The organism is Pseudomonas putida, from assembly GCF_003228315.1.
Classification (GTDB): Bacteria; Pseudomonadota; Gammaproteobacteria; order Pseudomonadales; family Pseudomonadaceae; genus Aquipseudomonas; species Aquipseudomonas putida_S.
This window is the reverse complement of record NZ_CP029693.1, coordinates 2,023,903-2,050,185: the sequence shown is the minus strand read 5'-3', so window position 1 is coordinate 2,050,185 and position 26,283 is coordinate 2,023,903. Positions and strand designations below refer to the sequence as shown.

21 protein-coding genes are annotated in these 26,283 nt (G+C 59.2%); 10 read left to right on the top strand and 11 right to left on the bottom strand.

What is annotated here, in order from left to right; all coding sequences use genetic code 11:
• Positions 1–15 precede the first annotated feature (15 nt).
• Positions 16–1,641, bottom strand: a complete 1,626-nt coding sequence (locus tag DKY63_RS09295; protein WP_110963839.1) for an AMP-binding protein — start codon at positions 1,639–1,641, stop codon at positions 16–18.
• Between the two features lie 254 nt (positions 1,642–1,895).
• Between DKY63_RS09295 and DKY63_RS09290 the strand changes: the two genes are divergently transcribed.
• Positions 1,896–3,077, top strand: a complete 1,182-nt coding sequence (locus DKY63_RS09290; protein WP_110963838.1) for a thiolase family protein — start codon at positions 1,896–1,898, stop codon at positions 3,075–3,077.
• A 50-nt stretch (positions 3,078–3,127) separates the two neighbouring features.
• Here the strand turns inward: DKY63_RS09290 and DKY63_RS09285 are convergent, their stop codons facing one another.
• From DKY63_RS09285 to DKY63_RS09275, 3 genes are read right to left on the bottom strand one after another with little or no spacing between them, the layout of a single operon-like run.
• Positions 3,128–3,952, bottom strand: a complete 825-nt coding sequence (locus tag DKY63_RS09285; RefSeq protein ID WP_110963837.1) for an SDR family NAD(P)-dependent oxidoreductase — start codon at positions 3,950–3,952, stop codon at positions 3,128–3,130.
• A 26-nt stretch (positions 3,953–3,978) separates the two neighbouring features.
• Positions 3,979–4,839, bottom strand: coding sequence for a MaoC/PaaZ C-terminal domain-containing protein (locus DKY63_RS09280; protein ID WP_110963836.1), 861 nt, complete (start codon positions 4,837–4,839; stop codon positions 3,979–3,981).
• A 33-nt stretch (positions 4,840–4,872) separates the two neighbouring features.
• Positions 4,873–5,760 carry an alpha/beta fold hydrolase gene (locus tag DKY63_RS09275; RefSeq protein WP_110963835.1) on the bottom strand — a complete coding sequence of 296 codons (888 nt, stop codon included), beginning with the start codon at positions 5,758–5,760 and terminating at the stop codon, positions 4,873–4,875.
• 162 nt (positions 5,761–5,922) lie between these two features.
• Between DKY63_RS09275 and DKY63_RS09270 the strand changes: the two genes are divergently transcribed.
• The 4 genes from DKY63_RS09270 to DKY63_RS09255 all read left to right on the top strand — a co-directional run bounded on the left by DKY63_RS09270 (position 5,923) and on the right by DKY63_RS09255 (position 10,005).
• Positions 5,923–7,074: a thiolase gene (locus DKY63_RS09270; RefSeq protein WP_090469042.1), complete on the top strand. Its 1,152-nt coding sequence runs from the start codon at positions 5,923–5,925 to the stop codon at positions 7,072–7,074.
• Between the two features lie 20 nt (positions 7,075–7,094).
• Complete coding sequence (locus DKY63_RS09265) at positions 7,095–7,913, top strand: enoyl-CoA hydratase-related protein (protein ID WP_239499391.1); 819 nt, start codon at positions 7,095–7,097, stop codon at positions 7,911–7,913.
• 1 nt (position 7,914) lies between these two features.
• Complete coding sequence (locus tag DKY63_RS09260; RefSeq protein WP_096511911.1) at positions 7,915–9,063, top strand: epoxide hydrolase family protein; 1,149 nt, start codon at positions 7,915–7,917, stop codon at positions 9,061–9,063.
• Between the two features lie 135 nt (positions 9,064–9,198).
• Positions 9,199–10,005, top strand: coding sequence for a metal-dependent hydrolase (locus DKY63_RS09255; protein WP_110963834.1), 807 nt, complete (start codon positions 9,199–9,201; stop codon positions 10,003–10,005).
• A 128-nt stretch (positions 10,006–10,133) separates the two neighbouring features.
• Here the strand turns inward: DKY63_RS09255 and DKY63_RS09250 are convergent, their stop codons facing one another.
• Positions 10,134–11,210 carry a glycerol dehydrogenase gene (locus tag DKY63_RS09250; RefSeq protein ID WP_110963833.1) on the bottom strand — a complete coding sequence of 359 codons (1,077 nt, stop codon included), beginning with the start codon at positions 11,208–11,210 and terminating at the stop codon, positions 10,134–10,136.
• A gap of 155 nt (positions 11,211–11,365) precedes the next feature.
• On the opposite strand from DKY63_RS09250, the gene DKY63_RS09245 reads away from it, so the two are divergent.
• The 3 genes from DKY63_RS09245 to DKY63_RS09235 are packed head-to-tail and all read left to right on the top strand — an operon-like array spanning position 11,366 to position 13,853.
• On the top strand, positions 11,366–12,160 hold the full coding sequence (locus DKY63_RS09245) for an enoyl-CoA hydratase/isomerase family protein (protein ID WP_090469057.1): 795 nt from the start codon (positions 11,366–11,368) through the stop codon (positions 12,158–12,160).
• A 6-nt stretch (positions 12,161–12,166) separates the two neighbouring features.
• The gene (locus tag DKY63_RS09240) at positions 12,167–13,081 is read left to right on the top strand and encodes an alpha/beta fold hydrolase (RefSeq protein WP_096511908.1); all 915 of its coding nucleotides are present in this window, start codon (positions 12,167–12,169) and stop codon (positions 13,079–13,081) included.
• Complete coding sequence (locus DKY63_RS09235) at positions 13,074–13,853, top strand: enoyl-CoA hydratase/isomerase family protein (RefSeq protein ID WP_110963832.1); 780 nt, start codon at positions 13,074–13,076, stop codon at positions 13,851–13,853. The genes DKY63_RS09240 and DKY63_RS09235 overlap by 8 nt, the downstream gene beginning before the upstream one ends.
• Before the next feature lie 51 nt (positions 13,854–13,904).
• On the opposite strand, the gene DKY63_RS09230 is transcribed toward DKY63_RS09235, so the two are convergent.
• From DKY63_RS09230 to DKY63_RS09205, 6 genes are read right to left on the bottom strand one after another with little or no spacing between them, the layout of a single operon-like run.
• Positions 13,905–14,351: an acyl-CoA thioesterase gene (locus DKY63_RS09230; protein WP_096511906.1), complete on the bottom strand. Its 447-nt coding sequence runs from the start codon at positions 14,349–14,351 to the stop codon at positions 13,905–13,907.
• Positions 14,352–14,361: 10 nt separating this feature from the next.
• Positions 14,362–16,581 carry an acyl-CoA dehydrogenase gene (locus tag DKY63_RS09225; RefSeq protein ID WP_110963831.1) on the bottom strand — a complete coding sequence of 740 codons (2,220 nt, stop codon included), beginning with the start codon at positions 16,579–16,581 and terminating at the stop codon, positions 14,362–14,364.
• A 17-nt stretch (positions 16,582–16,598) separates the two neighbouring features.
• Entirely contained in the window at positions 16,599–18,155 is a 1,557-nt protein-coding gene (locus DKY63_RS09220) for a class I adenylate-forming enzyme family protein (RefSeq protein WP_110963830.1), read from the bottom strand.
• A complete protein-coding gene (locus DKY63_RS09215) occupies positions 18,148–19,302 on the bottom strand; it encodes an acyl-CoA dehydrogenase family protein (RefSeq protein ID WP_110963829.1) in 1,155 nt (384 codons plus the stop codon). The genes DKY63_RS09220 and DKY63_RS09215 overlap by 8 nt, the downstream gene beginning before the upstream one ends.
• A 2-nt stretch (positions 19,303–19,304) precedes the next feature.
• Positions 19,305–20,507 carry an acyl-CoA dehydrogenase family protein gene (locus tag DKY63_RS09210; protein WP_096511902.1) on the bottom strand — a complete coding sequence of 401 codons (1,203 nt, stop codon included), beginning with the start codon at positions 20,505–20,507 and terminating at the stop codon, positions 19,305–19,307.
• 37 nt (positions 20,508–20,544) lie between these two features.
• Positions 20,545–22,563 (bottom strand): FAD-dependent oxidoreductase, encoded by a 2,019-nt coding sequence (locus tag DKY63_RS09205; RefSeq protein WP_110963828.1) that lies wholly within the window; start codon positions 22,561–22,563, stop codon positions 20,545–20,547.
• Positions 22,564–23,125: 562 nt separating this feature from the next.
• Between DKY63_RS09205 and DKY63_RS09200 the strand changes: the two genes are divergently transcribed.
• Positions 23,126–24,844, top strand: coding sequence for a DUF1302 domain-containing protein (locus DKY63_RS09200; RefSeq protein ID WP_239499390.1), 1,719 nt, complete (start codon positions 23,126–23,128; stop codon positions 24,842–24,844).
• A 38-nt stretch (positions 24,845–24,882) separates the two neighbouring features.
• Positions 24,883–26,262 (top strand): DUF1329 domain-containing protein, encoded by a 1,380-nt coding sequence (locus DKY63_RS09195; RefSeq protein ID WP_096511900.1) that lies wholly within the window; start codon positions 24,883–24,885, stop codon positions 26,260–26,262.
• The last annotated feature ends 21 nt before the right edge of the window (positions 26,263–26,283 follow it).

The following is a 26,283-nucleotide window of genomic DNA, read 5'->3' as shown; positions in this document are numbered from 1 at the left end:
CTTGGCCGCCGTCATTTAGCGTTTGGCCAGTTTCAGGCCGGACTTTTCCCGGTCCCACGTGGTTGCCGTCACGCCTTCATCGCGCAGCTGGAACTTGTAGATGCGTCCCAGCGGGCTTTTCGGTAGCGCCGAGCGGTACTCGATGTAGCGGGGCACCGCGTAGTAGGGCATCTGGTCGGCGGCCCAGCGGCACAGCTCTTCCTCGCTGAGCGCGTTGCCTGGCTTGAGGGTAATGGTGACCTTCAATTCATCCTCGCCCAGGTCTGAGAGCACGGCGTGCGCGGCGACCTCATCAACGGTTTCGTGCTGCAGGAAGGCACTTTCCACTTCGAAGCTGGAGATGTTCTCGCCGCGACGACGCAGATAGTCTTTCTTGCGATCGACGAAATAGAAGAAGTCATCCTCGTCGAACTTGCCGATATCGCCGGTGTGGAACCACATGTTGCGCATGACCTTGAGCGTGTCTTCCGGACGCTTCCAGTAGCCGTCGAACATGACGTTGGGCTTGCGTGGGCGAACAATGATCTCGCCTGGGGTGTTTGGCGGCAGCTCGACATCGTTGTCGTCAACGATGCGCACGTCGAAGTCTTCGGTGTTGCGCAGGCCGGAACTGCCCGGCTTGCCAACCGTACCGAACGGCAGAATGCTCGGCAGCGAGCACTCGGTAAGACCAAAGCCGCCGCAGACGGTGTGGGTGACACCGAATCGTTCCTTCCACTGTTGCTGCACAGCCTCTGGGAACGGCGCCCCCCAGACGGCCTTGACCTGGCCGCGGCAGCGCAGGCTGGATTCGTTGTCCGGCGCGCCTGCCAGCATGGGCATCATCGCGGCGAGCAATTGCACATCGTTGGCGCCGGTACGTAGGATCTGCGGCCAGAAATTGGACACCGAGAAGCGCGGGTAAATGGCGATCCGGGCACCGACCATCATGTTGGCAACGACCGTGGTGGCCACCGCATTGAGGTGGAACAGTGGCAGCGGCGACCAGGTAATGGTGTCTTCCTGGCGATTGGTAATCACCAGCATTTGACGCGCCAGGCTGCAGGTATAGTTGTGGCTGACCATGCAACCCTTGGAAGGGCCGGTGGTGCCGCCGGTGTAGATCAGCATGGCGAGGTCATGGGGCATGACCTGCACGTCCGGCTCGCTGGCGTCGTCGCTGAGCAGGTCATTCCAGGCCAGCAGTGTCTGCTTGATGCTTACGGTCGGTACGGCACCGCGGTGAACCAGGGTGGTGAGCTCAGGCAGCCTGTCAGCAATGGCCGCGACCCGATCGGCGTAATCGCTTTCGGCGATGACCACGTTGGCGGCGGCGTCGCCCACTTGATGACGCAGGAACTCACCCTTGAGTGCCGTGTTGACCGGCACACTGACGGCACCGAGTTTATTGATGGCAAACCAGATAAAGACAGCGTCGGCGGAGTTATCCAGCAGCGTGACCACGGTCTGGCCTTTCTTGACCCCAAGTTTGCTCAAGCCATTGGCCAGGCGACAGGCGGTCTGGTTGATATCGGCAAAGCTGTAGGTGTCGCCCAGAAAATCCATGAACTGGCGGTCACCATATTTCTCGGTAGCGCGCTGCAAGACGGCGTTGATGGTGTCTAGCTGGTCAGTGCTCCAGCCGGGTTCACGTGCTGCCATGGATCTTCACCTCGAATATTGTTTTTGTAGGTGCCTCTCCACGCTCGGGACGAGAGCAGAGATTTCCCGCTATCTTAGCGCCAGTTCCAGACCTGCGTAACACCCGCAAATTCCAATAACTGACTGTTTGACATTTTTTAGAGTCTGCCGCAGTGTTGCAGGTGGGTCAATACTCAAGACCCCGACAATTGCATATCGCCAAATCCGAAACGGAGAGCGGCGGTGACTCGAGATCAAAAACTAGAGGAATTTTCATGACCACGGCTCCAGAGCGCCAAGCGATCATCTCCGGCATCGGGCAATCGGCAGTGGGTCGCAGGCTGGGACGTAGTGGCCTGGACCTGACGCTGGAAGCCATATTGGCGGCCCTTGAGGATGCCGGCCTGGACCGCAAGGACATCGACGGTGTTGCCAGCTGGCCGGGCTACCGTGCCGATATGCCGGCTTTTTCCCCGGTGTCTATTGGTCAGGTCAAGGAATCGCTGGGGCTGGAGCTGGGTTGGTACAGTGCCGGTAACGAAGCGACGCAGATGAGCGCCTTGATCAATGCCTGCATGGCAGTCGGTTCGGGTCAGGCCAGGCACGTCATCTGTTTTCGCACCGTCACCGAATCCAGCGCGCTGGCCACGGGCGTGCGCTCAAGCTCCGTAGGAGGAGAAGGGCGTGTATCGGGCTTTGGCGAATTCCAGGTGCCGTTTCAGGCGGCGTCGGCGGCCAACTGGGTGGGGCTGGTTGCCAGCCGTTACTTCCATGAGTTTGGCGCGACCCGCGAGCAGCTGGCGGCGGTTGCGCTCAATGCCCGACGCAATGCGGCGCTTAATCCCAAGGCGGTCTATCGCGAGCCGCTGAGCATGGAGCAGTATCTGGCATCGCGCATGGTGTCGACGCCGCTTTGCCTGTACGACTGCGACGTGCCGGTGGATGGTTCGACGGTGGTGATCGTTTCTCACCGTGATACGGCGCCGGACTTGCGCTCGCGGCCGGTCAACATCGAATCAATCTGCGGCCCGTTCACCGGCCGTGACGCTTGGGATCAGATGGGCGATCTGACGCGCTATTGCGCCGAAGAGGCAGGTCGGCGGCTTTGGCAGCGTACCGACTACAAGCCTGCCGACGTGAAGGTTGCCGCGCTGTATGACGGCTTCAGTTTTCTCAGTCTGCTGTGGCTGGAGGGGCTGGGTTTCTGTGGGCGCGGTGAGGCGGCGGCGTTCGTCGAAGGCGGTCACCGTATTGCCTTGGACGGCCAGTTGCCAATGGCCACCCACGGCGGCCAACTGTCGGCCGGACGTCTTCATGGGCTCGGCCATGTGCATGAGGCCGTGGTCCAGTTGCGCGGCGAAGGCGGGGCCCGGCAAGTACCGGGTCAACCGCACCTGGCGGTGGCGAGTAATGGCGGCGGCCCATTGGCCGGGGCCGTGTTGTTGTCCAGCGAGTAACCGGTGCCCGAAGGCTTGCGGATTACTTACCGCAAGCCTTCGGCTGCTGCTCAAGCGTGGTAGAGGTTCCATTCGCCGGTGGTGGGCGACCGGGTCCAGCCACTGGAGGCGATGGCACCGCCATCCACCGGCACGGTCAAGCCGGTGACATAGGACGCCATGTTCGACACCAGAAACACCACAACGCCAGCCAACTCATCGGTCGATCCGGTGCGCCCAAGCGGGATGTAACGATCGCGGGCGGCTTTGCCTGCTTCGCCGCCGGCCTCCATATAGGGCCTCAGACCCTCGGTCATGATCATGTCCGGCGCCAATGCATGCACGCGAATGCCATGCCCGGAAAGCTCCAATGCCATCGAACGGCTGAAACTGATCATGCCGGCCTTGCAAGCGGCGTACACGGCAAACCCCGGCGCCGCGCGCAAGCCTTCGCTGCTGGCGATATTGATAATGGTGCCGCCCTGGCCGGCTTCCACCATCACCTTCGCGGCTGCTTGGGTGGCTGTCAGCATGCTGATGAAATTGAAGTCGATATGACGCCGCCAGCTTCGCTCGCTTTGCTCCAGAAAACTGCTATTGCGCACGCCACCGGCGTTATTGACCAAAATATCGAGGCGGCCGAAATGCTCGGCGGTTCGTGCCACGGCGGCAGTGACCTGCTCCGTGTGGTTGACGTCGGTTTCCAGGAACAGCGCCCGGCCGCCTTCTTTCTCGATGGTTTGCACCAACTGCTCGCCGCTCGCGCGGTCGATATCGGCGATGGCCACGCGGGCGCCGAAGCGGGCCAGGTTCACGGCAATGCCGGCGCCGATACCATTGGCGCCAGCGGTAATCAGGGCGACTTTACCGTCCAGGCGAATGTCATTGGGTGTCATGAGGTGCTCCTTTGTTGTTATTGGTTTCAGCCTCTGAGTTCGGCTCGACCGTTATTGATGACCACTACATCGCGTTCAATGCTGCGAACCCGGAAGGAGATGACCGGGCCATCGACCCAGATCTCCGTGCGGAAGGTTTCACCGGGGTAGGCCGGGGCGGTGAAGCGCCCGAAGATGGACCCAATCTGGCGACCATCGAATGCACACACCGCTTGCATGATCGCGCGCCCCGCCAGACCCCAGGTCGCCAGTCCATGCAAAATCGGCTTTTGAAAACCGGCTTTGGCGGCCACCTGTGGATCGGCGTGCAAAGGGTTCCAGTCGCCATTCAAGCGATAAAGCAGCGCCATGTTTTCGGCCGTCACCAGATCGATGATGTGTTCGGGGGCACGCTCAGGCACGGTGTGGGGCGCTGGGGCACTGCGTTGCGGACCACCGAAACCGCCGTCGCCGCGTGCCAGCATGGTCTGGCTGATGGTGCACAGCGGCTCGCCACTGTCGGCCTCCAGAATGCGTCGCTCGTAGGTGATCAGCGCGCCCTTGTCCGCACCCTTGTCGATGATGTCGGCGACCCGGGATTTGCCGATAACCCGGGCTTGAGCGGGCAATGGTTTGTGCAAGACCAGGCCTTGCTCAGCATGCACGATGCGCACCCAATCAAGCCCTGTGTCCAGGGTGCGCGGCCAATAGCCGGGGTGTGCGAGCACCACGCCCATTGTGGGTACTGCTCGCAACTCGGCCTCATACACCAGGGGCAGCTGATGGGCGTCCAGCGGATCGCTGCCGTAACCCAGGCTCAGGGCGTAAAGAATGCTGTCCTTGTGGGTGTAACTCTGCTGTGTATCGGGGATCTGCAGATCCAGCAGCTTGTGGTAATCGATGGCCATGGTTCGGGTCCTCGGGCTGACAAAAAGCAGGGGTTAGGCAAGCAGCGCGCGCAGCGTGCTGATCAATGCGATGGGCTGGTCGAACATCAAGTGGTGGTGCCCGTCGGGTATGGCGATGGGGCCGCGGGCATCCGTGAGGTGGTTGACGATGCGGTGAGCCATGGCTGGGGAAACGACGACACTGCGTTCACCGAACACGTACGCGACGGGACGCTTGATCCTGGACAAGAGCTGCTCGCCGTCGGCTTCGCGTGCGCCACCGGGTGGCAGATTGGCGTCGAACTTCCAGCGCACGCCGGTGGCCGTCGCGCGCACTGAATGCCTGGCCACATGTTCGACCAGGCAGGGCATTGCGTCGGGCTGCTGCGGTAGCAGCCGGAAACGTGCAACGGCGGTTTCAATGTCCGGGTATTCACGGTCACCGCGAATCTTCGCGGGCTCCTTGACCGCTTCCTGATCGGAAAACACCACGTAGCTGTCAATGATGATCAGTCGCTCGAACAGCTCCGGACGATCGGCACAGGCGCGTAGCACGCGGGAGCCACCGTAGCTGTGGCCGATTGCAATCAAGCGCGGCGTGTCCAGCCACTCGGCGACGGCAATGACATCTTCGGCCAAGGTATGTGGGCCGTAGCTGGCCCGGTGGGCGCTGTCGCCCATCCCTGACAGGTCCAGGGCGATGACCCGGTATTGGTCGGCGAAGAAGGGGGCAATGAAATCCCACCAGTGCGCGTGCCCACGAAAGCCGTGAACGAACAGCACCACGGGCTTGTCGCGCGCTTCGAAGTTCCAGGACAGCAGGTGCAGGCGGCTCCCGTTGGCTTCTATGACATGTGAGCGCCCCGGATTGTCCAACGCCCACTCAAACCAGGCGGGGCGCCCCGTGGATTCATTGGTTTGATGCTGTGGGGTTTCGCTCATGGGTAGCGGTCCTTTCAATGGGCGGTTTTCGGAATATTCCGAGCGCTATTGCAGCGCTCTGCAGCTTAGGCTAATTTGTCTTCATAGCTGATACTATGTTAGTTATTAATTCGAAGTCCAGACCAATCGCCGGTAACGACCGGACCGAAACGGAGTGCAGCAATGGAGCGTTTTCCTCGAGGGCAGGTGGCAATCGTCGGCGCTGCCACCTACGGCATGGGCGAGTCTCCGGGCATGCGATCGCTGGACCTGGCAGCCAAGGCCGCCGTCCTGGCACTCAAGGATGCCAACGTCAGCCTGCAGGAGGTCGATGCACTGTTCGTCTGCACACCAGATGACGCATTGTCAGGTTTGAGCGCGGCGGAATACCTCGGCATCCAGCCACGCTTTACAGAAAACAACCGCACCGGGGGCTCGGCCTTTCATTCCCATGTGATCGCCGCCACCCTGATGCTCGAAAGCGGTTATTGCGACACGGCATTGATCATTTACGGCAGTAACCAACGCACGGCGTCTGGCGGGCTCGTTTCAATGCGCTTGCCTTCACCTTACGAGAAGCCATACAAGCCGCTGACGCCGCTTTCGTCCTATGCACTGGCTGCCGCGCGCCACATGCACCAGTACGGCACGACCCGTGAGCATCTGGCCGAGGTCGCCGTGGCGGCGCGCAAGTGGGCCCAACTCAACCCGGATGCGTTTGTCAGGGATGAATTGACCATCGAAGACTGCTTGAAAGCGCGGATGGTTTCCGATCCGTTGAGCGTGCGTGACTGCTGCCTGGTTACCGACGGTGCGGCGGCGATTGTGCTGACTCGCTCCGACCGCGCCCGTGACCTGCAGGCGCGTCCGGTGTACCTGCTCGGTGGTGCAGCGGCGACCTGGTATTCGGGTGTCGACCAGTCGCAGGACCTTACCGTGACGGCTGCGCGTGAATCGGGCCAGCGTGCCTACGCACTGGCCGGTGTCACCCCGGCGGATATCGACGTGGTGCAGCTGTATGACGCCTTCACCATCAATACCCTGCTGTTTCTCGAAGACCTCGGGTTTTGCCCGAAAGGCGAGGGCGGTCACTTCGTGTCGGGTGGCAACATCGCCCCGGGTGGTTCATTGCCGGTCAACACCAATGGCGGTGGTTTGTCGTGCTGCCATCCTGGCATGTACGGGTTGTTCACCATTGTCGAATCCTGCATGCAGCTACGGGGTGAGGCTGGCCAGCGTCAGGTCGCCAATGCCCGTTTGGCGCTGGCACACGCCAACGGCGGCACGCTTTCCAGCCAAGCCACGTTGATCCTCGGCACAGCTGAAACTCTTTGATCCACTGGAGATAGCCCTTCATGAGCACGACTGTCACAGGCACGCCAATGCAGCATGTGCACACCGAAATCCGAGATCGGGTCGCTGTCGTGACCCTTGACCGTGCACCGGTCAATGCGCTCGATTCGGTAGCCATCCGTGAGCTGACCGCCACTTTCAATGCCTTGGCACGGTCCACCGAAGCCAGTGTGATTGTGTTGACTGCACCCGGCGACCGGCTGTTTTGTGCCGGGATCGACCTCAATGACTCAGCACGGCGGCATGCCCGAACACCCGCCGAAGGCGACACCACCCTTGATTTGCTCGATCCGGGAGCGGTCGTACGCGAATGCTTCTGGTCCATTCTCGATTGTCCGCTGCCGGTCATCGCGGCGGTCAATGGCAAGGCCATTGGTGCCGGGTTGGTGCTGGTGGCGTGCTGCGATCTGATTATCGCGTCAGAGAACGCCACCTTCTCCGTTCCGGAAATCAAGGTCGGAGTGCTCGGTGGTGCACGGCACCTCCAACGGCTGGTCGGGCCGTTCAAGACGCGCAAGATGTTTTTCACGGGCGAGGCGGTTCCGGCACAAGAGTTCTATCGATTGGGTGCTGTCGAGGAGGTCGTCGCACCGGAGAAATTGATGGACGCAGCCCTGGGCCTGGCCGCCAGTATCGCTCGCAACAGTCCAATCGGCTTGCGTCTGGGCAAGGAATCGCTGACACGGGTCGAGGACCTGGGGCTCAAGGAAGGTTATCGTATCGAGCAGGATTACACGGGCCGGGTGACGCGCTACAACGATTCCACCGAAGCGCGCCGTGCCCAAATGGAAAAGCGCGATCCCAACTGGACCTGGAGCTGATATGAAAGCCTTCGAAGTGCAATGGACCGATGCCGAAATCACGAGGGTGATGCGCAAGGTCGAGGATTGTAGATTACCCCCGGCGCCTGCCGGTAGCGGCTGGACGCTGGGCTGTGACAGTGAGTTTTTGCATCGACTGCAACGCCACTGGCTTGAATCGTTCAACTGGCAGGCCTGCCAGGACCGGCTCAATCGTTACCCACAATTCATCGCCGAGATCGACGGCCTGGACGTGCATTTCGTCCATGTCAAAGGCGAAGCCGAAGGGCGTCGGCCATTGCTGTTGACCCATGGCTGGCCGGGCTCGCACCTGGAATTCTGGGACGTCATTGAGCCGCTGGCGTTCCCGTCACGCCATGGCGGCACTGCCGACCAGGCCTTCGACCTGGTTATCCCAAGCCTGCCGGGCTTCGGTTTCAGCGGCAAACCACCTGGCGTCTTCAGTCAGCGTCAGACGGCGAACCTGTGGAACAAACTGATGACTGAGGTACTGGGCTACCCGCGCTATCTGGCTCAAGGCGGCGATTGGGGCTCCATCGTCACATCCTGGCTTGGCCTGGACCATGGCAAGCATGTCGAAGCGATTCATCTGAACATGCTGGGCTTTCGCTCGCTGACACCACCGCGAGACGACGCTGAGCTCAATTGGCAGCGCCAGGCCGAAGCCGCCCAGCGGGCCTACAGCGGTTATGCAGCAGTACAGATGAGCAAGCCACAGTCGATTGCCTGGGCCGCCGCGGACAATCCAATGGGCCAGGCAGCCTGGATACTGGAGCGCTTTCATGACTGGGCGGATTTGCGTCAGCGCAGCTTCGAACAGGTCTTCGACCTGGACACTCTGCTGAGCAACATCGTGCTGTATGTGATGACCGGCAGCTTCACCAGTGCGCTCTGGTATTACCCCGGCGTGGTCAAGGATGGTTTCACGCTACTGCCTGCTGGTGTTCGCTGTGAAACCCCGACGACGTTCGCCGAGTACTCGGGTGACGCGCTGACGCCTGTGGCGCCACGCAGCCGGATCGAGTTGGTCTACAACCTGGCTGACATGACGTCATTGCCTGAAGGCGGGCATTTTGCGGCGATGGAGGTACCCAAGGATTTCGTCGAAGATATCCGCCGCTGGGGCGCATCCGTGGTGGCCCGCCGTTAGTCCGAGGGGCTCCGTGGCGATTGACGCGGAGCCTGGATAGGAATACAACTGACAAACAGTCATTTATTATTCTTGCAGTTGGGTACCTGCGGCCCGACTTGAGCACAATCAATAACAATAAGAGGAACCGTGGCGATGAAAGTCCGTCTACCCAACTTCGATTTTTCCAGTATTCGACCCCATTGGGCACCGGTCCATGAATTTGCCCAGAGCTACAATGCGTTTTCCACGGTACCTGCACATATCGAACCGTTTCTGGTCAAAGTCATGATGCGCGTCAAGGATGCCCTTGGCGAAAGCCATCCTAAGTTGCGCGAGAGCATCGAGATTTTCAACAAGCAGGAAGTGCAGCACTGCAAGCAGCACGTGGCTTTCAACAAGATGCTCTACAAGTCAGGTTACGAAGGCATGCAGGCCCTGGAGAAACCTTACAAGGAGGATTACCAGCGTTTCCTCGACACAAAATCACTGCGCTTCAATGTCGCCTATTGCGAAGGTTTCGAGGCCATGGGTTCGTCGGCCGGACAGGTCTTTTTCGAAGAACTGAACGAGTACCTCGAAGGCGCCGACCAAGAGGCGGTGGACTTGTGGAAATGGCACCTGGCAGAAGAGTTCGAACACCGGGAAGTGTGCTTCCAGGCCTATAAGGCGCTGTATGGCAATGGCCTGTTCGCCTGGCTGTATCGAGTCTGGGCCTTCGGCTATGCGGTCAAGCACATTGGTTCGCACACCGCGCGAGTGGCGGCTTACTTGACTGACAAAGATCGCGAAGGCATGACCGAGGAACAACGCTCGGCATCCATCGAGCGCCAGAAGCTGCTGAAGGCGAAAATTTCCAAGGCCAGCAAGAAGCGCTTGGTCAAGGTGCTGTCGCCGTTCTACAACCCGGCAAAAATGATTCCATCCCCGGGCATGGCTGAATTGCTCGCGCGTTTTTCCTAAGCTCCAGGCAACAAAGAGTTCCGGGCAGCAAAAAGTTCCAGGCAGCAAAAAGTTCCAGGCAGCAAAAAGTTCCAGGCAGCAAAAAGGGGAGCCCAGGCTCCCCTTTTTGCTGCCTGGAATTCAGGAAATTATCCGCCCAGTTGCTCTACGCGCTTGATAGCTGCCTCCAATTGATTGGCATCGACTGGGGGGGAGAATCGCGCGGCACTCGGACTGACCATGGACTTCTCGGCCAGCTCGCGAATCTCTTTATCGCTCGGCTGCAGCAGGCCAAAGTCTTGCAACAGCGTCGGCAGCCCGATCTCATGATAGAAACCGATCAGCTCTTCTATGAACGCCAGCGGGCGATTTTCCAGCACCAATTGAACGAGCAAGCCGTAGGCAACGTGGTCGCCATGCAGTGTGCCCTTGGCTCGCTGCAAATAAGAGAAGCCGCGAGCAATGGCGTGGGAAACCGACAAGCCACCGTTCTCGAAACTGATCGTGCTGAGCAGTACCGTGGCTTCGACCAGTGCCTCCAGATCATCGTTGACCTGCTTGGCTTCGACGGCGCGCAACGCCGCGGCGGCGTGTTTGCGAATGATGCTGTAGCAGGCATCGGCGGCCATCAGGCCAGTCAGCGATGCCGGGGTGCCCAGCAGGGTAAGGGCACCGGCGGAGGCGCAAGCCTGGGCTTCGAACTTCTTTGAAATGGCATCGCCAATTCCGGCACGCAGAAAACGTGCCGGGGCATTGGCGATGACGCCTGTGTCGACCAGCACCAGGTCCGGGTTGCGTGGCAAATGGAGGATGTCCTGCATGATGTGTTCATCGTCGTACACGGCAATGGCGGCACTGGCTGGGCCATCGTTCGATGCGATGGTCGGCACACTGATGCTGCGCAAACCCAGCTTCAAGGCGACACCCTTGGCGGTGTCCAGAGCCTTGCCGCCACCCAGACCCACCACCATGTCGGCACCGAACCGCAAACTGTCCTGAGCCAGAGCGGTAATGGCGGCATGGGTGATCTCCCCCGGAAAAACTTCAAGGGCACAAGCAACGTCGGCTGCCTTGAAGCTCGCCAGCACGCGGTCGCCCAGCAACCGGGCCATGTCGGCGTCGGTGATCACCAGGGCACTCCTGCCCAGCACTGCGCAATGGCGGCCCAATTCATCGAGTGCCGCATTGCCCTGAACATAGCGCGAAGTTGCCGCAAATATCCGCATGGGAAGCTCCTAAAAATGAATGTCAGTTGGTTATTGTATTTTTCTTGGCTTTTTTGGGCTTGCGTCACTGATTCTGGTGCTATACATTCTACACATAACTGACCAAATGTCAGCTTTCGATGAGTTTAACAACAAAAGGCCCTTGGAGGGTGATGATGAATTTCGCTGACTATAAGACGATTGCTTTCGAACGTCGTGGCCGTGTTCTGAACGTGACTTTCAACCAGCCAGAAAAGCTCAACAGCTTCGCCGGCGTGTCGCACACCGAGCTGTCCTGGTTGTTCTACGACTTGGTTGAAGATACTGAAAGCGACATCATTGTTGTCTCCGGCGCGGGCCGTGCCTTCAGTGCCGGTGGCGATATCGAGTACATGCAATGGCTGCATGACAACCCGACCGAGTTCTATCGTTGCGTTCGCGAAGCCAAGCGCATCGTCAACGGCATGCTGGAGTGCGACAAGCCGATCATTGCCAAGGTCAACGGCGATGCGATTGGCCTGGGCGCTACCGTTGCAGTGTTCTGCGATGTGGTCTTCGCCGCCGAGACCGCACGCTTTGGCGATCCGCACAACAACGTCGGTCTGATCAGCGGCGACGGTGGGCAGATCATGTGGCCGTACCTGATGGGCTATGCCCGCGCCAAGCACTACCTGTTCACGGGTGAGAAGTTCACCGCTAAACAGGGCGTCGAGTTTGGTATGGTCAACGCCGCCATGCCAGCTGCCGAACTGGATGCCTACGTCGACGCCTACGCCGATAAACTCGCTGCCATGCCGGTACAGTCTCTGCGCTGGAGCAAATCGACCATCAACGTACCGCTGCGCCAGATGGCGGCGAGCATGATGGACGTGGGTATGGCTTACGAAAACGTTTCCTCGGCGAGCAAGGATCATGTCGAGGCCATTGCGGCCTTCCGTGAGAAGCGCACACCTAAATTCAATCAGCGTTGATCGATCATGCTGAGCGCCTCTTTCGCCCAGGCTGCCTTAGGTCGCCGCGCCCAGGAGGTGCCCAGCTGGTTTAGCCGGGCTATCGCCCAGGCGGGACAATCACATCGCGTCAGCGTCGAGGGTATCTCGCTTCATTACCTGAGCTGGTCGCCACTCAATGCTGACAAGCCGGTGCTGCTGTTTGTGCATGGTCTGCGTGCGCATGCCCATTGGTGGGACTGCATAGCGCCGTTCTTCGCCGAACACTATCGGGTTGTCGCCCTCGATCTGTCCGGGATGGGGGACAGCGGTCATCGTTCGGATTACCCGTTTCAGATCGCGGCGGCCGATATCGTCGGCTTTATCGAACAGGCTGGACTGGGGCCGGTCATTGCCGTAGGTCACAGCTACGGGGGAGCGCGGGTGCTGCGTGCCTGTGCCGACCGCCCTGATCTCTTCCAGCGGTTGATCATTCTCGATGCCCTGGTGGTTTATCCCGAGGACATCCCGCCTTTCGATCCAGTCAAGCCTGCACCACGACGTTTTTACCCGGACCAGGCGACGGCGCTGGGGCGTTATCGCCTGTTGCCGGAGCAGCCTGTTGCCTTGCCGTACATCGTCGATCACATCGCCCGGCATTCATTGGCCGAGCATGAACAGGGCCTGTGCTGGAAGTTCGACCCGATGATGCCCTCCGGGGTCGCGCAGGAGGAGTTGGCAGCGAGCTTGCTGCCCAGGGTCAACCGACCGGTGGATTTCGTCTATGGCGAGCACAGCGCGATCGTGTCCAGGGTCATGGCCGAGCGCATCGTGGCGGACCTTCCCGATGGGCGCGGTCCGTTCGGAATACCCGGTGCCCACCATCACATGATGATCGACCAGCCTCTCGCGCTGATCGCGCTATTGCGCGGCCTTCTTGCCAATGGAGCCAACTATGAATGACCTGGTTTTGCTGGAACGCCACGGTACCGTGGCGGTTGTGACGTTGAACAATGCCAAGACTCGAAACGCCTTGTCCCGTGATTTGCTCACTGTTCTCGCCGATTGTCTCGAGGCACTTAACGAAGACGTCGAGTGCCGGGCCATTGTGATCAACGGCGCCAATGGGCATTTTTGTTCCGGTGGCGATGTTTCCGGCATGTCGGCCGAGCGTCCGCTACCCGTCGGTCGTGGACGGATGGTGCTCGGGCACCGGGTGGTCAAGGCGATGGTTTCTGGCAACAAACCGGTGATCGCCGCGGTGCAAGGTTATGCCGCGGGCGCCGGGTTTTCATTGGCCGCCGCAGCCGACTATGTCGTGGCAGCGCCAAGCGCCAAGTTCGTTTCTTCCTTTGCCAAGGTAGGGTTGGTTCCGGACCTTGGATTGCTCTGGAGTCTTCCACAGCGCATTGGTGTGGCGCAGGCGCGACGGTTGTTCTATAGCGCAGCGGTGGTCGAAGCCGAGGAAGGATTGAAGCTAGGGATAATCGATACTCTGGTGTCCGAAGACGATGATTTGTTGCCTACGGCAGTCAGCCTGGCGCAAAGCTTTACTGCTCACGCGCCGCTTTCTGTGGCGCTGGTACGCTCTGCATTGTCTCGTGGCATGGGCACTCTTGATGAGGCGCTGGGCTACGAGATGGATAACCAGGCGGCGTTGTACCTGACCCAGGACCATCGCGAAGCAGTCGAGGCGTTCATGGGCAAGCGCCCACCCAATTTCAGAGGGGTTTGAAAATGGCGAGGTCGCAGGTTGCACAGACCTGCGACCTCGCTGTAGTAGGGGTCAATGTTGTAAGTGAGTACTGAAGCGCTCCTTGAACTCAGTAGGTACTTCCACGACTTTCGAAGCGACAAAATCGAAGAAAACGAAGCCATTCTTTGCCAGTGCAATCACGCGCGCGTCGTGCTTGCGTGTAATGCGATAGATAAAATCCCCTCCATAGGTGTTCAGGTCCGTCACCCCCACTTCTATAAGCAATTGATCATTGAAATAAGCGGGCGCCTTGTAAATGGTTGCCAGATCGGTGATCAGCGTACCGTGGCGACTGTTAGCGACATCCTCGGGTGGCATGCCGTAGTGGCACAGGAACAGCGTACGCGCATCCGAAATCAAGGAAATCAGCCTGTCGTTGCCCACGTGATTTCCAGCATTGATTTCGCTCATGCGCACCCTGAACGTTGTGCTGAAGCAGAAAGATTCTTCCGGAAGCTCAAGCTGCAAGCGCGGCATCTGTGGATCCTCAGGTCCTGGAGCGCGGCATGCCGAGTGCCTGTTCGGCAATCAGGCTGCGATGGATCTCGCTGGTACCGCCGTAGATCGTCATGCCGATCGACTGCCGATAACCCAGCTCCACATGCCCTAGCCCGGTGTTTGATTGCAGCAGGGTGTCGGGTGCGCAGAGGTCCATCAAGTCGAGGGCATCACGCTGGTATTGTTCAGTGGAAAACAGTTTCGACATCGGTCCGAAGGCGGCGCGGCCAGGCACTTGCTCCTGTACGCCCCAAATGGTCCGGTAGCACAGGTCGCGGGCAATGGTCGTGTGTACCGCCACACGTGCCAGTCGGCGTTGTACATCGGCATTTGCCAACATGGGGTGGCCATCACGCTGAGTCGAATGCGCCCAGGCCAGCGCATGCTTGTACATGTTTTCGAAACTGATGCGGTACTGATCACCGCCGTGCTCCAGCTCCAGGGTCGCGGCCATGACAGCGGTGCCACCGTCGATTTCACCGATCCGATAGCGATCGGCGACGACAACTTCGCTCAAGTAGGTAATGTTGGTGCGCTCATCCTGCAGGGTATGCACCGGATGGACTTCGATGCCCGGCAAGTCCATCGGCACCAGGAACAGCGTCAGGCCTGCATGCTTGGGCACATCGGGGTTGGTCCGCACCAGCAGGAAAACATAGTCCGCAAGGTTGGCGGCGGTAGTGAACATCTTCTGCCCGTTGATGACCCAGTTGCCATCAAAGGTGCGCGTGGCACGCGTCTTCGCAGCGAAAACGTCGGAGCCGCACGAAGGCTCGCTGAAGCCCAGGCAAGCCAACGCTTCGCCACTGGCAAAGCGGGGCAGGGCTTCTGTTTTGACTTCGTCGCTGGCGAAGCGCATGACGATCTGCGCTACCTGGTTGGTGATCGGGGTGGTGATGCGCTGCCAGTTGTGCGTTTCGAACACTTCCTGCAAGGCGGCCATGTCAAAAGCGTTCTTGCCCCGGCCACCGAATTCGATAGGCCAATGAGGAAACAGCAGCCCTGCGTCGGCCAGCATGCGGTTAAAGCCGGCATGGTAGCCATCGACCGAATGATGGGCGTGAGCTTTCAATTCTTCGGTCAGATGGGTGCGGAAAAACGCTCGAACCTCTTCGGCGAACAGTGCAGCCTGCGGCCCGTGGCCGAATTCCAGATTGACCTCACCGACGTCTGGCAGGGCGACGGTGTGACCGTCACTCCACAAGCGTGCGGCAACCCTGTCCAGTTCAAGCTGCGGGTCGCCATTGAGCATCCCCCAGGCTTTCGCCCGGCGGTAATACAGTTGCACGTCGTATTCCAGTGAAACGCCGTAGCCACCGAAAGTATGCAGGGCACGGGCCACCGCACGCCCGACGGATTGCGTTGCCCACCACCAGGCCATCGAGACCAATGCGGCCGCATCGGGTTGCTGCCGCGCGATGCTCCAGACCGCATGTCGTACCAGCAGTTGGCCGCCCTCGATTTCGGTCAGGGCGTCGGCCAATGGATGGGCGATACCCTGAAAACCACCGATAGCTCGCCCGAACTGCTGGCGTTCGCATGAATAAGCAGCGGCCAATTTCAATGCCTGATGGGCAAGGCCCATCAGCATGGCCGCCTTGAGCAATTTCCACTCTTCCACGGCTTGCTCGAATGCGCGGCAGGACTCGATACCGCTGGCGACTATGTAGCTCTCGACCGTGTCGTCATCGGCGGTCAGTATCTGCAGGCTATCGGCCCCAAGATTGGCGCTTGGCGATTTTGCCGCCAGCCCCGTCAGGGCCAGAATGGCATCGCCCTGACGAACAAGCACGGCAATAGCGGCATTGGCACCCGGCAGGGCAATGGATCGCCCCGCGCAGTAGGGCTGCGGGGCGAGTGTGATCAGTTCGCCCTGTTTGGCCTGATTGAGCAGCGCTGTTGCGGCCGGGCTGTCGAGCTGTGCCAGCAGGCGCGCCGCTGGCAGCGATTCGGCCAGAGGCACCGAGACCAGATGGCGTCCGGCTTCCTCGGCAACCAGCAGTGCCTCCAGCAGTCCCATGTCTGAACCACTGGCGGATGCCGGAATGCGCATGGTTGTAATACCGAAATCCACCAGTTGCTGCCACAAGTCAGCGTCGAACCCACTGGCTTCTGCTGCGCGCACGCGTGCAGGGCTGGACTCAACGCTGAAAAGGCGGGTGACGGAGTTGAGCAACATTTGCTGCTCTTCGGATACGTTCAAGTTCATGGCAACCTCGCCCGGGTTCAGTTCGGTTGTGCGTAGAGCTTGCGCAGTTCGATCTTGTTGACCTTGCCGGTGACCAGCTTGGGCAGCGCATCGACCACAATGATTTTCTTCGGTTTCTTGTAACTGGCGATCAATGTCCGCGTGTGCTCGATAAGGACGTCCTCGCTGGTGCTTTCTCCCTGTTTGAAAGTGATGACCGCACAGACGCTTTCACCCCATTTGGCATCGGGAATGCCAATCACGGCACATTCGGATACCGCAGCGTGTTGCAGCAAGGCTTCTTCGACTTCCCGTGAATAGACGTTTTCGCCACCGGTAATGATCATGTCTTTCTTGCGGTCGACCAGGTACAGGAAACCATCCTCATCGAAGCGCCCCATGTCACCGGTATGGCACCAACCATCACGCAGGGTTTGCAGGGTGGCGGCATTGTTGTTCCAGTAACCACGGAACATCGCGCTGCTCTTGGCGAGGATTTCCCCCGGCTGGTTTGGCAGGCACTCGTTACCGTCCTCATCGACCACCTTGGCCAGCAGGTTGGGGTAGGGCTTGCCCACCGAGCCCAGGCGCTTGCGCTCCTGCTCAGTGCCATCGGGTCGATGTTGGGCCGACGACAGCGAGAACATGCAGATTTCACTCTGGCCGAACAGGTTGACGAAGTTGCAGCCGTTGAACACATCGATGGCTTTTTTCAGTACCGGCACCGGCATGGGGGCTGCGGAGTAAATGATGGTGCGTACGCTGGAGAGGTCGGCCTGGCTCACGTACGGATGCTCGAGCACCATCTGTACCATGGTCGGTGCCAGCAACAGGATGCTCAAACGCTCCTTCTCGATAGCCTTGAGCACATCCAGAGGCTCGAACTGACGCTGAAGAAAGGCTGCGCCGCCACGAACGTGCTGGGACAGGCTGATGACCATGCCGCCCAAATGAAACATGGGCATAACGATCAAAGTGACGTCCGGTTGCTGCATGTCGATCAACCAGGTATCGACCTGGACCAACTGCCGATACTCGCGGTGGCCCCAGATCACGCCTTTGGGTTTTCCGGTGGTACCGCTGGTGTAGATCAGGCAGCAGATGTCTTCTTCGGTGGCGCGGATCGGCGGGCCGAGCGGATCGCCAGTGGCGATGAAGTCTTCATAGCCGATTGCCCAGTCGCTCTCGCCGTCGATGCAGACAAAGGTCTCCACCGACGGCAATTCATGGCGCAACTGCTCCATGATCGGCAGGTACTGTGCTTCGAAAAAGAACAGCCGAGGCGAGCCATCACAGACAATGCCGGCGATCTCTGCCGGGGCCAACCGGAAATTGACCGGTGCGAGGATATAGCCGGCCCACTGGGTGGCAGCCATGATTTCGCCGAACTCAATTGAATTCATCGAGAGGATCCCGACTCGATCCTGATGCTGCAACCCTGCGCTGTACAAGGCCGAGCCGATCAGTTTCGCGCTGGACAGCAGCTCGCCGTGGCTGATGCGTTTCTCGCCCAGAATATAAGCCGGGTCATTGCGATAAAAGCGAGCGCGTTGCTCCAGGTCATCGGCGAAAGACAGTGGCAGATAATCACGCATACAAAGCCCCTCCGACGGGTTGTTGCAGGTTGCCGGCGGCGCGAGTCAGGTGGAAGTCGCTGTCGCCAAAACGCTTTTCAAAAAGTACGGCTGCCTTGTAGTGATGGCCGACCGCGTACTCATCGGTGGTGCCGATGCCTCCATGCAACTGAATGCCTTGGCTGGCAACGAAATAGTGGGCGCGGGCGATAAATACCTTGGCACCGGACACTGCCTGGCGCCGGGTCTCGACATCCCCTGAATCAAACGCATTGATCGCGCTGAACAACATGGACCTGGCCTGGTCGGTTTCCACGAACATCTCCGCCATGCGATGTTGCAGGGCCTGGAATTGCGCAAGAGGCTTGCCGTATTGCACGCGTGTCTTGAGGTAGTCAGCGGTCATGGCCATGACCGCTTCCATGGAGCCAACGCTGGCAGCGCACAACGCCAGGATGGCGCGGTCGAGCCCGGCTTCAATGGCTTGCTGCACGGCCTCGCCGCGCAATAACAGGTTCGCGTCGGTGACCTGTACGTCTTGCAAATGCATATCCGCGGCGCGACTGCCGTCGATCAGCTCGTAGGTGTTGGCCGTCATCCCGACCGCCGCACGGTCGACCACGAACAGCGCCGCTTCGTTGCTGTCTTCAAGGATGGCGCTCACCAGAAGGCTGTCCGCTACGCCGCCATGGAATACGCGGTGCTTTTGGCCATTCAAGGCCCAGCCATCGGCGACACGTCGGGCACTACTTCGCAGTTGCACCTGGTATTCATTGCGAGCGTCTTGTTCCTGATGGGCGAGGGCCATCACGGTTTCACCGCTGGCAATCGATTCAAGCAGGCGCTGGCGTTCGCCGGTATTGTCACTTGTGCCCAGGATGCGTGCGCAGAGCACAGCGGAGTCGACCACCGGTTCGAGCAGCAAGCCATGCCCCAGGGGTTCCATCACCTGCGTCAGCTCGAAACTGCTGGCGCCCACGCCACCGTCCGCTTCGGCGATGTCCAGCGCCAGCCAGCCCATTTCGGCGAAGTGCTGCCAGTGTTTGCGCGAGAAATGGGCACCGCTGGTCACGGTGTGGCGACGCTCTTCGAATACATAACGTTCGCGCATGTAGCGCTCGGCACTTTCGGCCAGCAGCTTGTGTTCATCAGTGAGTTCGAAATTCATGGTCAAAACCCGAAAGCCAGTTTGGCAATGATGTTCTTTTGTACTTCCATGGCGCCGCCAAAAATGGTGCAGGCGCGCAAGTACATGAGGTCAGCGGTGACGCCGGGAACATGGCCTGGCCACAGCGGATCGCCCGTCGGGTCGGCAAACGCCTCGTCGCGGCTGTAGACCCGCAGGCTGCGCTGACCCAACGCGTCGCTCATCAGCTCGGTGAGTTTCTGTTGCAGGGACGAACCGCGCACTTTCAGCACCGACGCGCAGGCGGCAATGGGGTGGTGGCTGGGGGCTTCATGCAGCACGCGCAGCACTGACCATTCCAGTGCTTCAACCTCCAGGCGCACTCCGGTGAAACGCCGCACGAATTCGGGATCCTGCAGCAGCGGCACGCCATTCTTGTGCTCTGCGCCGGCAATCAGGCGGATGCGCTCAAGGTCAGCGCGGGCCTTATAGATGTCGGCGCTGGAGGTGCGTTCGTTGGAGAGCAGGAACTTGGCCTGGGACCAAGCCTGATTGACTTCACCGATAATGTTTTCCCTCGGGACCCGGACGTTGTCGAGGAACACTTCGCAGGTTGAACCTTCACCGTTGATCATCGGGATCTGCCGCACCGTGACGCCAGGTGACTTCATGTCGATGATCATCATCGAAATGCCCTTTTGCGGGCGGTCACTGTTTTCCGTACGTACAAGAAAGAAGCCTTGCTCGCAGTACTGACCTTCAGTGGTCCAGAGTTTCTGGCCGTTAACCACGTAGTGATCGCCCTCGAGCACGCCCTTGGTCTTGAGTGCGGCAAGGTCGGAGCCGGCACCCGGCTCAGAGAAACCCTGCGCCCACATTTCATCACCATTGAGGATCGGTGGCAGGTAGCGCGCCTTTTGTTGCTCGCTGCCGTATGTATAGAGCACCGGGGCGAGCAGGCGCAGGCCTTGCCAGCGCAGCTCCGGGGCGCCGGCCAGTTTGCATTCGTACTCGAAGATGTGCGTCTGCAGATGGCTCCAGCCGGTTCCACCGTATTCGACCGGCCAATGCGGTGCGGCCCAACCTTGCTCGTTGAGCACCCGGTTCCACCAGCGCCGGTCATCTTCGTTCGGTGGATGCATACCGGTGCGGCTGCGACGAATCACGTCATCGGTCAGTTTGTCCTTGAGAAAGGCCCGGACCGACTCGCGAAAGGCCAGATCCTCGGGGGAGAGCGTCAGTTGCATGATGGTTTCCTTGGGCAAGATTCAGTTCGACTGAGCATCAGCACGCCAGCGGACGCATCGGCGCATCGCTGGCGCACAGACCGAGTACGGTCTGATAGGCATCGTGCACGGCATCGCCGATTCGTCCGCCCTTGCGCGCATCGCCGATGGTCGCTACGGCGAGACCCGCCTCGAGCAAGTGATTGAGCAAGGTGTCATCGGGCCTGCGTCCCTGGGCGATCAGTACGCCGAGGGTCTGCAATTCGCTGTGTTCACCGTCGTTGTGTTGCAATTGCACGCGGCCGTCTTCGGCAATGGCGACAATGCTGCTGTTATCGATGATGCGGATACGTGGGTTGCTGGCCAGACGCGTATTGAGCACGCCGCGATAGATCACCTCGGCCGAACGCGCGAGTTGTTTGGCCGGCGAACGGCTGACCAGTACCACGGCATAGCCTTTTTCACTTAAAAGCTCGGCAGTTTCACAGCCCGTCTCGCCGCCGCCATAGACCAGCAATGGCAAGGTATCGTCGACAGCGGGGAAGTTTTGCGTGTGGCCCATCAGCAACTCATAAGCGTCGCGTACATGGCTTGAGTCGATCCCCTTGATTGGCAGGCGCAGGGCTCTGCCGCCGATTGCCAGCAACACGATGGCGGGTGCGCCCGGTCCGGACAGGGTGCTGGCATCGACATGACTGTTCAGGTGAACCTTCACGGCGCTTTTATCGAGCTGGCGAATCAGGTAATTCAAGTACCAGGTCAGCTTGTCCTTGAACGGCGGTGCGGCCGAGGCGATCAGGCCGCCGCCGAGTTCCTCGCGGCTCTCATGGAGCTCGGTGGCGAAACCTGCTTGTTGCAGCATCAATGCGGCGGCCATGCCGCCAGGGCCACCGCCGACGACGACTGCGCGCTGGCCGCGAAGGTTGCCGGCGTCAGGCAAGCGGTCGAGTTCATGACCGCTGCGGGGGTTCTCGGCGCAGCCTATGGTGCCGTGGGCGCCGGAGCTGATGGCGACGCAATAATTGCACGAGGTGCAGGGACGTATATCCAAAGCAGCATCACGCCGTGCTTTGTTGGCCCACTCGGGATCGGCCAGCAGCGGGCGGCCCAGGGCGATCATGTCGGCGTCACCGTCACGAATGGCGTTTTCCGCCGTTTGCGGCCAGCGAATCTGCCCGACACTGATGACCGGTACATTGACCGCTTCGCGGATGCGCCGCGAATAGGGCAGGCGCCAGCCTTCGGGGGTCGACATGGGTTCGATGACTTTGTCAAAACTCGTCCAGCCCAATCCCATGGACACATGCAGTGCATCGACGCCGGCAGCCACCAGTTTCGGTGCGATACGCACCATGTCGTCGATATCGAGACCCTTGGGGGTGAACTCGTCTGCCGAGAGCCGATAGATCAACGGGCGGTCACCGATACTCTGGCGCACCCGTGCGATCACGCGCCGGGAGAAGTTCAGGCGCCGTTCTTCATCGCCACCCCAGGCATCTTCACGATGGTTGCTGTAGGGCGACAGAAAGGATGTCAGCAGGTAGCCATGGGCACCGTGCAGCTCAAAGGCTTGATAACCGGCCAGAACACCCAGTTCCGCACTGCGGCCGAAGCATTCGATCAGGTGTTCGATTTGCTCTTCGGTCATGCCGCGGGCGACCAGGCGTGAAGGGTCGGATCGCGAGGCGATATCGCTGGGCGCCCAAGGCATGCCATCGGTCACCAGCTCGCGTTTGGCACCCTGGCCGCCATGCTGCAATTGCAGGCACGCCACTGAACCGGCGCCGGTGATGGCTTCCACCAGGCGCTGATGCCCGGCAACAAACGCCGGTGTTTCCAGCGTCAGCTGGCGGTGCTCGGAGCGACCACTGGCTGCATCCACACAACAAAACTCCACCACGATCATGCCCGTGCCGCCTTCAGCGCGTTCGCGATAGAAGGCGATCTGCTGTGGCGTTACCTGGCCATCATGCCCGGCCAGATTAGTCGACATCGGCGCCATCACCGTGCGGTTGGGAATGTCTAGATTACGCAAGCGTATGGGTTCGAAAAGATGCGGATAGGGTGCGGTGGACATCAGCTGGCTCCTGGCTTTTTTGCTTGCCGCACACCTGCCCGGAGGGGGGGGTGGCGTGGTCGCATGAAAAAGCCGCTGGTTTATTGTTATGCAGTAAAGCTGACGATATATCAGTTATTTTTCGAATGCCAGTGGTTATTGTGTTGCATCTGACTGATGGGGGAGGAGGGCGCGTGAATCCGGGAAAAATCAGTCGTCCATTTGGACTATATCGTCGCGATTCGCTCATATGACGGGCGGCATTGCACTGATGTTTAACTGTCATTCAGTAATGAACTGGCTCTTGGGTGAAGGTCTTTTGTTTCATTAACAGATTGATAAATAAGTAAAAAAATAGGTAACAAAAAAAATCAGCAGAAAACGTCTTGCCAATAGCTGACGATCTGTTAGCTTGTGACTCAGCGGTTCTGAAGGATCGTCATTGACAGCGTCAAGGCCAAATGCTCTATTTGCGCTCGCCCTTGCTGCAGTCAGTTTGGTCTTCGTGCCCAGTGTCTAGACCCCCAGTTGCAGGGGGTCATAGCCGAAAATAAGAAACCGATTCGAATCGGAGAGGCAGGCAGTGAAAACAACCACAAAACGCAGCGTTAGCGGTCGAAGTGTCAGTTCCATTAAACCGGTCTATGTGTCTTGTTCAATTGCGTTGCTGCTGGGGGCAGCTGCTGGCAACGAAGCGTTGGCGTTTGAAGTCGAAACCGGCAACCCTGACGTTAGCGTCCGTTGGGATAATACCGTTCGCTACAACGCCGGCTGGCGGATGGAAGGGCGCAATGACGATTTTGATAAATCGCCGTTCTACGACGATACGGAGCACAAGTTCGATAAAGGCGACATGGTCACCAATCGTGTTGACCTGCTCACCGAACTGGATGTCGCGTGGAAGCAGAAGCATGGTTTCCGCGTCAGTGCTGCTGGCTGGTATGACGATGCTTATCAGGACAGTGCAGAGCCCAATCCGAACCTGGTAGGTAGTGGCAACTACAACAACAATCACTACAACGGTTATGCCAATCGCTACATCGCCGGGCCATCCGGTGAATTCCTTGATGCCTTTGCATTCACCGGGTTTCAACTCGGTAGCGTTGGCGTCAACCTGAAGGCCGGTCAGCACAACGTCTACTGGGGCGAATCGCTGTTTACCCTCGGTAACTCTATCGCTTACTCCCAAGGTCCGGTTGACACCATCAAGGCTGCTACCAGCCCTGGTGCGGAAGCCAAAGAGTTGTTCCTGCCGCTCAAGCAAATTTCCACTGATGTCCAGCTCACTGACGAACTTTCGTTTGGTGCGCAATACCTGCTGGATTGGAAGCCGTTTCGCCTGGTGCCAGGTGGTACCTACTTCTCGAATGCTGATGGAGCACGATCTGATCTCGGTTCGCCTGCTGCAATCTTCAGAATTCCCAACGGTGATGACATCGAGCCCGACAGCCACGGTGACTTCGGCGTGAACCTGCGCTGGAGCCCCTACTGGCTGGAAGGTACCGCCGGGGTCTACTACCGCAAGTTCGGTGAGAAACTGCCTTGGAGTTTTACCCAGGTCGGTATCGTACAAGTGGCGCCAGGCCGCTTCGCCGGTGTGCCCAACGCTATTCGCTATAACTACGCTCGTGACACCGAGCTGTACGGCCTGAGTCTGACCAAAAACCTCGGTACGGTCAGTGTTGCGGGTGAAGTGTCCTACCGTAAGAACACAGCATTGAACTCAGTGGCGGGTTACACCGTGATTTCCACAGGGGATGCCAGTTACTCCCAAGCCGAAGGTGCGCGCGGTGACAGTTACCATGCATTGATTAACGGCATCTACCTGCTGCCTCGCACCGCGCTTTGGGAGGGGGGCACTCTTCAAGCTGAGTTGACTTACAACAAACTGGACAAAATCACCGAAAATGATGCGCGTTATAACGGGCGTGGCCATGGCTGCGTGACGGCTTACAGCAAGAACTGTGCAGATGACCACTCGGTCGGTACGCAAGTTGGCTTCACTCCTGAGTGGCCGCAATTGTTCCCGGGCTGGGATGTGTCGATGCCGGTGACCTGGGCCTACGGCATTGACGGCAATAGCCCGACGCTGGGTGGTACTAGCGAAGGTGCCTACAACTACTCCGTGGGTATCAGTGGCAAGTGGATGAACTTGCACAACTTCACCCTCAAATGGATAGACTCGCATGCCGATTACAAAAACAATCCGGCTCGCGGCTACGTCACCAGTGACTACACGAATGGCGCGGCGGTGCAGAACGACCATGGCTGGCTGTCGTTCACGTACAAAACAACTTTTTGATTTGCGTCCCTTTACCTGCCTGATGTGAGGGTTGATCAATGAACTACAAGAATATGATGGTATGGGGGGCAGCAAGCCTTCTATTTGCAGGCCAGGTTTTGGCCGCACCGACCGATGAAGAGATCAAACAACTGGGCACCAGCCTTACGCCGCTGGGCGCAATCAAGGCCGGTAACGCCAATGGCACCATTCCCTCCTGGGAAGGTGGCTTGTGCACGGCGCCCGCCGGCTACAAGCCGATCATGGGTGACAAGGGCGGCTCGCCGTATGTCGACCCGTTCGCCAATGAAAAGCCGGTGTTGAGCATCACGGCAGCCAACATGGCGCAATACAAAGACAAGCTCGACGTGGGTACACAAGAGCTGTTCAAGCGCTATCCAGACAGTTACCGCTTGGATATTTACCCAACTCATCGAACGGCCTGTTATCCGAAATGGGTCTACGACAACACCATTTCGCGGGTGAAGAATCCGCAACTGGCCGGTTCCGCACCTGGCCTGATCAACGCCCATGCCCAGTATCCGTTCCCGATTCCCAAGAACGGTTACGAGGCCATGTGGAACGCCAGCGTCAAGTTTGAGCTGCCCTATTCCGAAGGTACTCAGGCGGCTTACCTGATCGATAACAATGGTGGCGTAACGCTGACCAACGTTCAGAAGATCGAGAACCGTAACCTTTTCTGGGATAACACCATCGACACGGTCCCGGACAATCAGCCGTTCTGGGCATTGATCGCCAGTACCATGTCACCGGCCGCATCTGCGGGCGTCAAACAGATGCGTCATGCCTTCCTGAACACTTCCGAACGGGACAACATGGCATGGAGCTATGTGCCTGGGCAGCGTCGTGTACGCTTGGCGCCTGAGTTCAAGTACGACACGGTCAGTACTTCCAGCGGTGGCGTGCTGTTGTTCGATGAGATCAACGGCTTCGACGGCAAGATGGACAAGTTCGACTTCAAGCTGGTGGGCCGGCGCGAGATGTACGTACCGTACAACGCCTACAGAACCTGGGCGGCCGATCCTGTAGCGATCAACACGCCCAAGCACTTGAACCCCGACTACCTGCGCTGGGAGCTGCACCGTGTGTGGGAAGTGGAAGCAACGCTCAAACCTGGCGAGCGCCATGTACAGAAGGTCAAGCGTTTCTATCTGGACGAAGACAGCTGGAGCATCCTGACTTACGTCGCTGAGGATCAGGCCGGCAAAGTTCACCACTTGATGTACCAGCCTGCGGTTCAACAGTACGAGAAACCCGGTTATCGCAATGGTCAGTACGTGCTCTATGACATGACCAAGAACGTGTACTCCAACGGCTCGCTGATGGGTGCACCGAAAATGACCGGTTTCTACAAGGTAGATCCTTACCCAGCCAACTACTTCTCATCGGGGGCATTGTCCGGCTCCGGCGTACGCTGAAACCCGGGAAGAGTCGAGCAC